The 11,435-nt window shown below is 63.6% G+C and carries 11 protein-coding genes; 5 read left to right on the plus strand and 6 right to left on the minus strand.

All coding sequences use genetic code 11. The features are described 5' to 3' along the window. The first annotated feature begins 92 nt into the window (after positions 1–92). The 3 genes from pyrH to KJJ24_RS02900 are packed head-to-tail and all read left to right on the plus strand — an operon-like array spanning position 93 to position 2,517. Positions 93–806 carry a UMP kinase gene (pyrH, locus tag KJJ24_RS02890; RefSeq protein ID WP_214340826.1) on the plus strand — a complete coding sequence of 238 codons (714 nt, stop codon included), beginning with the start codon at positions 93–95 and terminating at the stop codon, positions 804–806. Between the two features lie 23 nt (positions 807–829). Next, positions 830–1,369 (plus strand): ribosome recycling factor, encoded by a 540-nt coding sequence (frr, locus tag KJJ24_RS02895; RefSeq protein WP_214340828.1) that lies wholly within the window; start codon positions 830–832, stop codon positions 1,367–1,369. Continuing rightward, positions 1,366–2,517 (plus strand): NAD(P)/FAD-dependent oxidoreductase, encoded by a 1,152-nt coding sequence (locus KJJ24_RS02900; RefSeq protein WP_214340830.1) that lies wholly within the window; start codon positions 1,366–1,368, stop codon positions 2,515–2,517. Before frr ends, KJJ24_RS02900 begins: the two co-directional genes overlap by 4 nt. Before the next feature lie 9 nt (positions 2,518–2,526). Here KJJ24_RS02900 and KJJ24_RS02905 read toward each other — a convergent pair whose 3' ends face one another. The 5 genes from KJJ24_RS02905 to KJJ24_RS02925 all read right to left on the minus strand — a co-directional run bounded on the left by KJJ24_RS02905 (position 2,527) and on the right by KJJ24_RS02925 (position 7,942). Then, on the minus strand, positions 2,527–2,907 hold the full coding sequence (locus KJJ24_RS02905) for a Crp/Fnr family transcriptional regulator (protein ID WP_214340832.1): 381 nt from the start codon (positions 2,905–2,907) through the stop codon (positions 2,527–2,529). Between the two features lie 40 nt (positions 2,908–2,947). Further along, a complete protein-coding gene (locus tag KJJ24_RS02910) occupies positions 2,948–4,120 on the minus strand; it encodes a transaldolase (protein WP_214340834.1) in 1,173 nt (390 codons plus the stop codon). Positions 4,121–4,189: 69 nt separating this feature from the next. Beyond that, positions 4,190–6,004, minus strand: a complete 1,815-nt coding sequence (locus KJJ24_RS02915; protein ID WP_250544878.1) for a penicillin-binding protein 2 — start codon at positions 6,002–6,004, stop codon at positions 4,190–4,192. Beyond that, positions 6,004–6,513: a hypothetical protein gene (locus KJJ24_RS02920; protein WP_250544879.1), complete on the minus strand. Its 510-nt coding sequence runs from the start codon at positions 6,511–6,513 to the stop codon at positions 6,004–6,006. The genes KJJ24_RS02915 and KJJ24_RS02920 overlap by 1 nt, the downstream gene beginning before the upstream one ends. Positions 6,514–6,538: 25 nt before the next feature. After that, positions 6,539–7,942 (minus strand): CPBP family intramembrane glutamic endopeptidase, encoded by a 1,404-nt coding sequence (locus KJJ24_RS02925; protein ID WP_250544880.1) that lies wholly within the window; start codon positions 7,940–7,942, stop codon positions 6,539–6,541. A gap of 99 nt (positions 7,943–8,041) precedes the next feature. Between KJJ24_RS02925 and KJJ24_RS02930 the strand changes: the two genes are divergently transcribed. Then, positions 8,042–9,394 (plus strand): histidine phosphatase family protein, encoded by a 1,353-nt coding sequence (locus KJJ24_RS02930; RefSeq protein WP_214340836.1) that lies wholly within the window; start codon positions 8,042–8,044, stop codon positions 9,392–9,394. Beyond that, entirely contained in the window at positions 9,391–10,686 is a 1,296-nt protein-coding gene (locus tag KJJ24_RS02935; RefSeq protein WP_214340838.1) for a dihydroorotase, read from the plus strand. Before KJJ24_RS02930 ends, KJJ24_RS02935 begins: the two co-directional genes overlap by 4 nt. Here KJJ24_RS02935 and lepB read toward each other — a convergent pair. Continuing rightward, positions 10,649–11,398, minus strand: coding sequence for a signal peptidase I (gene lepB, locus KJJ24_RS02940; protein ID WP_214340840.1), 750 nt, complete (start codon positions 11,396–11,398; stop codon positions 10,649–10,651). The genes KJJ24_RS02935 and lepB overlap by 38 nt on opposite strands. Between the last annotated feature and the right edge of the window lie 37 nt (positions 11,399–11,435).

The following is an 11,435-nucleotide window of genomic DNA, read 5'->3' on the forward strand; positions in this document are numbered from 1 at the left end:
CGCGGTTGACCCATCGAAGCGGCTGGATCCAGCGTCGGCAAGGGATCTCACGCTTGCTACTGTTCGGCCAACTGACGTGCAAGCGCGAACGGATGGCCTATCAGCGCGTTTTGCTCAAGCTCAGCGGTGAAGCCCTGATGGGCCAGCAGGGCTATGGCATCGATCCAGCCATTGTGAATGCCATCGCCAAGGATGTGGCGGAGGTCGTTGCCGATGGCACCCAGCTCGCGATTGTGGTGGGTGGTGGCAACATTTTCCGAGGCCTCAAAGGCTCGTCCGCCGGTATGGATCGCGCCACGGCCGACTATGTGGGCATGCTTGCCACGGTGATGAACGCCATCACCCTGCAGGACGGCCTGGAGCGCGCCGGGATCCCCACTCGGGTGCAGAGCGCTATCTCCATGCAGGAGGTGGCTGAGCCCTACATCCGCCGCCGCGCTATTCGCCACATGGAGAAGCGCCGGGTGGTGATCTTTGCCGCAGGCACCGGTAACCCCTTTTTCACCACCGACACCACCGCAGCCCTGCGGGCTGCTGAAATCGGTGCTGACGTGGTGTTCAAAGCCACCAAGGTGGACGGGGTGTACGACAAGGACCCCAATAAGCACACCGATGCCGTGCGCTACGAAAGCCTCTCGTTCCTCGACGTGCTCAGCGGTGAGCTCGAGGTGATGGACGGCACCGCCATCGCCCTCTGCAAGGACAACGCCATCCCCATTGTGGTGTTTGATCTGTTCGGCGCCGGCAACATTGGTCGTGCGGTGCGCGGTGAGCGCATCGGCACCAGCATCCTGCCCTCGGCCTGAGTCTTTTCTTTACGTCTGCATCCATGGATCTCGAAGCCAGCATGCGCAAGTCGGTGGACTCCACCCAGCGCACCTTCAACACCATCCGCACCGGCCGGGCTAACCCCTCCCTTCTCGACAAGATTCAGGTCGAGTACTACGGGGCTGACACACCACTGAAGTCGCTGGCGACCATCAGCACGCCGGATTCCTCCACCATCCAGTTGCAGCCCTTCGATGCGGGCTCATTGGGCTTGATCGAGAAAGCGATCTCGATGAGCGATCTGGGCCTCACCTGCAACAACGATGGCAAGCTGATCCGCATCAACATTCCGCCTCTTACCGAGGATCGGCGCAAGGATCTCTGCAAGCTCGCAGCGAAATATGCAGAGGAGGGCAAGGTGGCGCTGCGTAATGTTCGCCGCGATGCCATCGACAAAGTGAAGAGGCAGGAGAAGGAAGGCGAGTTGTCTGAAGACCAGAGCCGCGACGAGCAGGACAAGGTGCAGAAGCTTACGGATAAGTTCATCACCGAGATCGAAAAACTACTGGCTGAAAAGGAAGCCGATATCCTCAAGGTGTGAGCACAGCTCACCTGCACGATGTGATCGTTGTTGGCGCCGGTGCCGCAGGTGCAGCCGCGGCGTATCACCTCAGCGCCAGTGGTCACCGGGTCTTGATGCTCGAGGCTGAGGCCATGCCACGCCGCAAGCCCTGCGGCGGTGGCATGGCTGCTTCAGTGCAACGCTGGTTTCCTTTTGATCTCACCCCTGCGGTTGATCAGGTGATTGAGCAGGTGCGTTTCACCTGGTGCCTCGACGATCCGGTGACGGCTGTTCTCCCCGGCGATTCACCTTTCTGGATCGTGCAGCGCTCTCGCCTCGATCACTACATCGCGCAGCAGGCCGTGGCCGCCGGTGCAGAGCTGATGGATCGCTCTCCAGCTGAGAGCATCCAGCGCAACGACGACCATTGGGTTGTGGAGTCGGGCGGTCATCGCTATACCAGCCGCGCTGTGGTGCTGGCCGATGGCTCCAGCTCCCGCTTTGCGGGCTCTCTGGAGCTTGGCAATCCACGACCTCGTTATGCCAGTGCCGTGGCTGTGGAGGTGGAGGCTGAGGTCAAGGAGCCGAGCACGGCCCGCTTTGAATTCGGCCTTGTGCGCCACGGCTTCTGCTGGGCCTTCCCCCGCCATGGGGGCTACAGCATCGGGGTGGGCAGTTTCATCGGCAAAGACCCTGTCGACGCCGATGCTGTGCTGGACCAGCTGCTGCCTAGCTTGGGGCTACCGGCTGATGCGGGGTTGCGTCAGCAATCACCGCTCCGGGTTTGGGACGGCCACTATCCATTGCACAGCGCCGCTGGAGCGGTGGTGGTGGGTGATGCTGCTTCCTTGTGCGATCCCTTTCTGGCCGAGGGGCTTCGGCCTGCCTTGCTCAGTGGCGTGCGCAGCGCCGAAGCACTGCATCACTACCTCAATGCCACCAGCCAGCGCCAAGCTGGGCAGGCCTTGGCGAACTACAGCCAGGCGATGCGCGAGCAGTGGGGGGAATCGATGGCCTGGGGCCGCCGCATTGCTCAGGTGTTTTACCGCGTGCCCAAGGTGGGCTACCAATTGGGGATCAAACGCCCCACCGCTCCCCAGCGCATTGCCCAAATCCTCTCGGGCGAGATGGGGTATGGCGACATTGCCCAGCGGGTGATCAAGCGCTTGCTGTTCCAGCGCAGCTAAAGCAGTGGCCTAGCTGAATTTTGTGCAGTCTTTCAGCTGCCGCAGCCGCTTGTCGATCGAGCCGAGCAGTTCGATCGCAAACATCGGCGACTCCTGCACCGCAAACAGGAACTTCTCGCGATTCATCACCAGGATGCGGCAGTCGTTCAGGGCCTTGGCATTGCCATAGCGCCGGTGCTCAGGAGTCACCAGAGCACCGGCACCGAACACATCACCGGCCTGGATCACCTCCTGGCCGCCATCGTCGTTCCAACTGAGTTCCACGCTGCCTTCCAGCACGCCGAACATGCAGTCGCCGGTTTCACCGGATCCAAAGATCAGCTGACCGGCGGGAACATCCAGCACTTCACCCTGACTGGCCAGGGCACGCATGGTGTCGAGAGCGTTCAACGGAGGGCAGGAACAATCACCACAGTGTGGGGCAGAAAGGTTAAGAACCGCTGATGGCCAGTGCAGCACCTAGCCCACCTCGCACGTCGGCGGGGGTGAGGCGACCGTCGTGATCGGTGTCCAACGCATCAAATACCGCGTCGCTGCCCAGCCACTCCTCACGGGTGATGCAGCCATCGCCATCAAGATCGTTGAGCAGGAAGATTTCCTGGGCGGCGTGCTGGAAGGCGCCGGCACCTTCGAGTTCACCGAGGCGGTGGGCCAGCTGGGCCTCGAGGGTTTCGATGGCGCGGGAGAAGCCTGTGATGCCTTCTTGAAGCTTCTCAGTAGCCATCGGGTCTTTGTGCATCATTGCTTCGAAGCCGGCCCGATCGAGATGGATCTGCTCGTCGGTGGGAGCAGGGTTGAAGGCATTGAGCTTGCGGCTCAGCTCACCTTCGGTGTTGCGGAGCTGATCGAGCAGCTTGGGGGAGATGGTGAGCAGATCACATCCCGCCAGCTCGATGATTTCATCGATGTTGCGGAAACTGGCTCCCATCACCTCGGTTTTGTAGCCGTAGGTTTTGAAGTAATTAAAGATCTGGGTGACCGACACCACTCCAGGATCTTCCGGACCTGGGTAGCTATCACGCCCAGTGCTCTTCTTGTACCAATCCAGGATGCGCCCCACAAACGGGGAGATCAGGGTGACTCCTGCTTCGGCCGCGGCCACAGCCTGGGCGAAGCTGAACAAGAGCGTGAGGTTGCAGTGGATGCCCTCTTTCTCCAGCACCTCGGCTGCCTTCATTCCCTCCCAGGTGGAGGCGATCTTGATCAGCACACGATCGCGGCTGATGCCCACCTGGCGGTAGAGGCCAATCAGTTTGCGCGCCTTGGTGATTGTTGCTTCGGTGTTGAAGCTGAGGCGGGCATCTACTTCGGTAGATACGCGACCTGGAACGATCTTGAGGATTTCAGTGCCGAAAGTGACACAGATTTCATCAAGGGCTTCGCGCACCACATCTTCCGCTGGTGCTTCAGCGCCGCACACCTCTCGCGACTGCTGCAAGGAGCGATCGATCAGGCTCTGATACCTGGGGATCTGGGCTGCCGCCAGGATTAACGAGGGGTTGGTTGTGGCATCCCGCGGCGTGAACTGGTGAATGGCATCAATGTCGCCGGTATCGGCGACCACCACCGTCATGGCGGCCAGTTGATCGAGCAGGTTGGCCATGCAGGGCCCCATGAGATGGCCTCAAACTAGCCAGCACAACGCGAAAGCACCGCGTCTGTCACCAAGCGGTTACCCGGGCTTGGCTGCAATGGGCTTGGAAGGGGGGATCTTTTCGATCACCAGCAGTGCCTCGATGATCTGGCGAGCCACAGGCACTGCCACTGTGGAGCCGTAGGCGTTGCTCCCTTTCGGCTCATCCACCACCACCAGCACCACATAGCGCGGATCGTTGATCGGCAGGTGGGCCACGAAACTGGTGATACGCGCTCCGGCGATGTACACACCGTTTTCCGCTTTCTGGGCTGTGCCGGTCTTGCCGCCGATGCGATGGCCCGGGATGTAGGTGCCCTTGCCGCTGCCCTTCTCCACAACGGTTTCCATCCAATTGAGCACCGTCTGGGCGATCTCCGGGCGGATCAATTGCAGACCCGAGGCCGGCGGTGCCGTTGCTAGATCCTCGCCTGAGCGCAGGCCACGGGTGATGTGGGGACTCACCAACTTTCCGCCGTTGGAGAGCATGGCGTGCAGCTGGATCAGCTTCAGCGGCGTGAGGTTGAAACCCTGGCCAAAGGCCGCGGTGGCTGGTTCGATCGGTTGGGTGCGGAAGATCTCCTTGGGTTTGAGCTGACCGGCCACGGCACCGGGCAGATCGGTGTCGGGTTTGGTGTCGATGCCGAGGGTATGGAGCCATGTCCAAAACTTCTCGGGCTTCACCCGCTGCATGGCCTTCACCATCGCCACGTTGCTGGACACCTGGAGCACCGTGGGGAAATCAATCAGCCCATTGCCTTTGCGGTCGTGATTGAAGATCGGCCAGCCGCCGATGGTGAGCTGACCGTTGTCATTGACCTTTCCGGCCGGATCAATGGCGTTTTCTTGCAGGGCGATGGCCAGGTTGATCGGTTTGAAGGTGGACCCCGGCTCGTAGAGATCCTGCACCGACCACTCCCGGAACAGCCCGGGCTTGTACTTCCAGAACTGGTTGGGGTCGTAGGTGGGGGTGGAGGCCAGAGCCCGCAGTTCGCCGTTGCGCACATCCATCACTAGAGCCACACCCCGCTTGGCCTTCCATTGCTTCACCTGCTTGGTGAGGGCCATCTGGGCCACCTGCTGCAGGCGTGCGTCAAGGGTGAGCTGCAGGCGCAGATCGTCGCCGTAGAGCACCCCCGCTTTGAGGCCATCGGGCAGTGGGGTGCCGTCGGCGCCGCGCCGCAGCTGCCGTGTGGCCTCGTGACGACGCAGGTCGCTGTTACGGCTCTGCTCTAGGCCGGCCTGGGGCACCCGCTCCAGGTTGAGGAAGCCCACCACGTTGGCGAACAGGCTCCCTTGCGGATACACCCGCTGTGGGTAGGCCTCAAGATCAATCCCGCTGATCCCTAGCTCCCGCACACGCTGGGCGGTTTCTGGATCGAGATCAGCAGCGAGCTTCACCCCTGATTTGCGTCCCTCCATGGCCCGCACCAGATCTGCCATCGGCAGCGCCAGCACGGTTGAAAGCTTGCGGGCCACATCCAGGGGGCTGCGCAGTTTGCCGATGTCGTCGCCGAGAAAGGAGAAGTAGCGCGGATGCGCCCAGAGGGTGAAGCGCTCTTCATCAAGGGCCACCAGGCTGCCCTGGCGATCCACGATCGTCCGGCGCCGGCCCAGGGGGGTGATGGTCTGGGTTTGCACCGCTCGCGCACGGTTGAGCAACTCAGGTCCCTGCACCACCTGCACCCAGGCCAGCCGCAGCGCTAGGCCGCTCAGACTCGCCGCCATCAGCAAATACACCGCCCAGAGTCGGCGTGTGGGCACCGGCTTGAGTTGCAGCACGCGCCGCTGCTTCAGAGAGCTGCCGCTGCTGCGTGGCGCCGGCCGCCGGCTCTCGAGGCGGTGCACCGCCATCAGTACCCCGGCAGGATCTGGCGGGGATTCACCTGGGCCAAGAGGGCGTGCAGCCGAGGCTGCGTGCTGTGGGACGGTGGCTCCAGATACACCAGTTTTTCACTGGATGTGGGCTCGAGCAAAGCGGGTTTGTGGGTCATCGCCAGATGATGCTGCTCCAGCACAGCCGCCGATTCCTGAAGGCGGTGTTCCAGTCGTTGGGCTGCTTCCAGCTTTTGGAAATTCCGGGTCCACTGACCCTGCCAGTGCAGGGTGAGACCGCTGAGGCCAAGCACGGCTACACCCAGGCCCAGCAGGGCACCATCGGCGATGCGGTGCAGATTTCCCAGCAGCGGAGATTGCTGATCGGCGCGTCGTGTGGAGAGCGACCCTTGGATCAGCTCGAGCGGCCGGGCGGTGGATCGCCGTTGACCCTCCTGGGTCTGGTGCAGCGGTGCGGCGACCACAAAACCATCGATGAACTGCGCAAGTGAACCACGCGCTTGCCCCCCCAGCAAGGGGGGTGACACCGGCTGAGACTCACCGGCTGGGCCGCTACCAGCCCAGCACAACCAGATTGGCGAAGGTGAGGCCATTCCAAAGGGCGTGCATCAGAACGCAGCTGCCCAATCGCCCGGTGCTCCAGCGCAGCCACCCCAGGCCGATGCCGAGTACCAGCAAGGGCAGCAGCTCCCCCAGGCTGAGGTGCGCTACGGCGAAGACCGCCGCGCTCAACAGGATGCCGCCGGCAGCCCCGAGCCGACGCCCGGCTACCGGCAGCAGGGCACCGCGAAAGATCGTTTCTTCAAACAGCGGAGCCAGCACGATCGCGGTGAAGCCAAAGCAAGCCAGTGCCGCCACGTTGTGGCTGTTCAGGACAAGTTCCAGCAGCGGGTTGCTGCCACCTGGATCCCCCCAAAGCTGGCCCTGCAGCCAACCCACCAGGCTCACCAGCGGTAGCACCATCAACAGCCCCTTGAGCGCTTGTTGCAGGCTGCTGGCCAGTGGGGCCCAGCGGAATTGCAACCAGCCCGCTTCGGCTTTGCCTCGAAGCATCCAGAACAGAATCAGCAAAGGGCCCGTCATTAAGGCCAAATACAGACCCACCACGCTTAAGCCTTCCCGCAGGGGGCTTTTGACCGCCCAGTGCTGCAGCAGGCCTAACAGCAGCGGACTCACCAGTAGCGGGGTGAGCAGCTCCCCCACCACCACAAAGCCGCCGGCGATCAGCAGCACCGCATCCACGCCGCTGAGCTGTGGGCCCTGCAACGACGGTGTTTCCTCTGCTGTTCCCTTCCAGCGCATCCACAGCGCCCGCAGCAGAGTGGCAATCCCCAGCAGCAGCAGCAACACCGGAAGCACGGTGATGCTGACTAGTTGTGTGGCCGCTTGTTGGCTCACAGCCTTGCTGGAGCAGCTCGCGGCACCGCTGAGGGCTTCACAGCTCCATTGCCGCAGCACGCCCCCCTGGGGTAGAGCTTCGATCAGCTGCTCACGCGCCTGCAGAGCAAGCGAGTTGTCAGGCTGCAGGAGTGCTTCCGCCAGCTGGGCCTGTGGCGCTGGACCGGCAGTTAACTGGCGCAGCAGCGGTTCAGCTGCTTGGTTGTTGCGCTGGCGCAGCAACAGCAAGGCCTGCTCCAACTCGAGATCCGGATCGGTTCTGCGGCCGGCTTCCCTGGCGCTGTCGAGCTCTGTGTTGATGGCTTCGGCCAGGGCTTGCTGCGGGTTGCGACCCGCCAGCAACGGGCGCAGCGGTCCGTCCAGGCTTGGCTCTGCCAGCACAGCCAGCTCCAGCTGTCGCCGGTTGAGGTCGTTGCCAACCGATGGGCGGCTGAGGCTGTCGATCAGACCGTTGAGCCAGAGCAACAGGCTCAAGGCCAGGCTCACCAGCGCTAGGGCCACCTTCCATCCCGGCGCGGATCCCTCGGGCCGCCCGCCTGGCCTGTTGGCTGCTGTCACCCTGCGCTTGCTCCTTGGTGCTGATCAGCGCAGCATCTCACCGCCTGGCCAGAGCCGAAAGCCCACCAAATACGATGGCTTTTGCTCAAGCGTGCGCCTGTGTCTCTTCGGATCCTGCTGGTTCGCCATGGCTTGAGCAGCTTCAATCTCGAGCACCGCATCCAGGGCCGCGATGACCTCTCCAGCCTGACCGAGGAGGGTGTGAAGCAAGCGTTGGCCACTGGAGAGGCGCTGCGTGATCTCTCGATCAACGCGGCTTACAGCTCGCCTCTGCGCCGCGCTCATGACACCGCCACGGCCTTGCTGGCTGCACAAGGCGGCGGACTGGAGGCCAGCCTCGACGACGACTTGCGGGAAGTGGACCTGGCTCCCTGGAGCGGTCTGCTGAGCAGCGAAGTGCAGGAGCGTTTTCCGGAGGCCTATCGGGTCTGGAAGCAACAGCCTGAGCAGCTGCAACTCGAGCGAGCCGATGGCAGCTCCTATGCCCCCATTCCGGAGTTGATGGAGCAGGCGCGGCGCTTCGTCGATCGTCTGCTGGCGCGCCACAACCCCGCCAGCGTTGAAGCGCAGACCGTCTTGGTGGTGGGCCACAACGCCATCTTGCGCTGCCTACTGCTCACCCTGCTAGGCCTACCTGCCTCTGGTTTCCGCCGGCTGCGGCTCGACAATGCCTCGTTGTCGGTGCTCAACCTCAGCGCCACAGGCGATCGCGATGTGGTGGTTCAGATCGAATCGCTCAATGGCACCACCCATCTCCATCCGGAGGTGTGCGGCGGTTGGCTGCCCGCCAAGGGGGCTGGTCCGCGTCTGCTGTTGGTGCGGCATGGTGAAACCGATTGGAACCGCCAAGGCCGCTTTCAGGGTCAAATCGATATTCCCCTCAACGACAACGGCCGTGCCCAGGCTGCAGCCGCCGGCACCTATCTACGCAAGCTGACCTTCCAGCGGGCCTACACCAGTTCGATGTCTCGCCCGCGCCAGACTGCCGAGGGCATCCTCAGCCACCATCCCGGTGTGCCGCTCACCAGCGTTCGCGATCTGGTGGAGATCGGACATGGTCAGTGGGAAGGCTGCCTGGAATCGGAGATCGAAGACGGTTGGGCCGATCTGCTGGCGGCTTGGAAGCAAGCGCCAGAAACGGTTCAGATGCCCGATGGCGAAACCATTCACGATGTGTGGGACCGCTCGCTGCGGGGGTGGAACACCATCGCTGCAAGCCTGCACAGCGATGAAACCGCACTGGTTGTGGCCCACGACGCCGTGAACAAAACCATCCTCTGCGGCCTGCTGGGATTAAGCGCCGCCGACATCTGGGCGGTGAAGCAGGGCAATGGTGGGGTCACCGTGATCGATTACCCCAATGGGGCTGATCAACCGCCGGTGGTGGTGTGTCTCAACCAGACGGCTCATCTTGGGGGGGTTCTGGATCGCACCGCCGCCGGCGCCCTATGACCTCACGCCCCGATCAGCCGTTGCTGCTGCAGCAGGTTCAGCTGCTGGAGGCTGAAGGGGTTGAACCCCGTTGCGCCGACGTGCTGATCCTCGAGGGTCGCCTGGCCGCGATCGGCTCATCCGCTGCGGCTGAAGCCGACGCTTGCGGTGCCCGAGTTCTGGAGGCCATGGGCTGGTTGCTGGCCCCAGCTCTGGTCGACCCCCACTCGCACCTCGAGGATCCAGCCACTGGTGCAGCCGAAACCCTCGATTCGCTGGAGCGCTCTGCCCTGGCTGCGGGCTACGGCACTGTGGCGCTGCTGCCCCGCGCCTCGAGCTGGCGCGATCGCCCTGAGCGCCTGCAGCCTCTGGCCGCCATCAGCCCTTTGCAATGGTTGCTCTGGGGCAGCTTTAGCCACGGGGCTCAGGGCCTTGACCTGGCCTGCCATGGCGATCAGCTGGCAGCTGGCGCCATTGGGCTGGCGGAGGCGGAGCAATGTCCTCCCCTGGCGCTGTTGGAGCGTGGGCTCACCCTTGCGGAATGTGGCCATTCGCCTCTACTGCTGGCTCCTCGAGAGCCCAGCCTCAGCCAAGGGGGCTTTGTGCGCGATGGGGTGGACGCGTTGCGCGCTGGATGGCCCACGGATCCCCCCATCAGCGAAACGCTCCCGCTGGCGAGCCTGCTGGCCCTGGCCCAGCGTCATCCGCAGCGCCGCTTGCAGCTGATGAATCTCTCCACTGCTGCCGGGGTCGATCTGTTGCGCCAGTTGCCTGCGGCTCAGCGGCCTGAGGCCACGGTGTGCTGGTGGCACCTGCTTGCTGACAGCGGCAACCTTGATCCCATTGCTGAGGGCTGGCGTGTGGTCCCGCCATTGGGCACTCCTGCTGATCGCTTTGCGCTTCAACAGGCCTTGGCCGATGGGCTGATCACGGCGGTGGCGGTGCACCATGAAGCCCTGGATGCTGAGGAGCAGCTGTTGCCCTTGGATCAGCGCAAGCCCGGGGTGGCAGGGCATCGCTTCGTCTTGCCCTGCCTTTGGCAGGAGCTGGTGCATGGCCGCGGCTGGAGCGCTGCGCAGCTTTGGCAGAGCCTTTGCTTCGGCCCTGCCCGATTGCTGGGGCTGGATCCCCCTGGTCTCACCCTCGGTTCGAACCGATGGCTGTTGTTTGACCCCCAGCGCCCCTGGTCGGTCGCGCAGGATCCCTGGGGCCCTCGGGCCGCGAATCAACCTCTACTGGATGCCACGCTCACCGGTCAGGTGTTGGCGGCTGGTCTCAACCCTGGTTTGGCTGCGGTGCGGTTGCCGGCTTGAGTGGATCCTTGCTCTTGAGTTCGCCGGCGGTGCCGAGGGGCCAGAACCGCCAGAAGGCACGGCCGATGATTTCTTGTTCCGGCAGGAACGCTCCCCCTGGCCAGAAGCGCCCATCCCAGCTGTTGCCCCGGTTATCGCCCAGCACCAGCACGTGGCCTGGCGGCACCGTGGTGTTGAGCGTGCGGCAGGGTCCCATCCCTTGCGCATCCACAGGGCAGTAGTTGCTCACGTAGGGCTCCTGCAGCCGCTTGCCGTTCACCATCACCTCGCCGCGGGGATTGACCACCACCCGATCACCAGCCACGGCCACCACCCGCTTGATGTAGGCATCACAGGCGGGCTCCTGCAGGCCGGGCACCAGGTTCACCAGCGGCAGATTCACCAGCAGGCAGCGCAGCGGGCCGGCCTGATGAGCGGGCTTGAGCACTGGATCGAAGTGATGGGGTGCGTGGAACACCACGATTTCCCCCCGTTTGGGGGAGCGCTTGCGGTACGTGAGCTTCTCCACCAGCAGCCGGTCCTGGATCTGTAGGCCGGGCAGCATCGAACCCGATGGGATGAAGCGGGCTTCGATCACCGTTTGGCGCACCCCCAGGGCCACGCCCAGGGTGATCAGCACACCGCGCCAGAACACCCAGGGACTTTCCTGCTGTGGTGTGGGGTTCGATGATGGCGATGGCTGCTCGGCGGCGGGAGGTTCTGGGCGGGACAAGAGGCGGTGCTGCCGGCAGCGGGTGCAAGTGAGGCAG

The sequence above is a fragment of the Synechococcus sp. LA31 genome, from assembly GCF_018502385.1.
In the GTDB taxonomy this organism is placed as follows: domain Bacteria; phylum Cyanobacteriota; class Cyanobacteriia; order PCC-6307; family Cyanobiaceae; genus Vulcanococcus.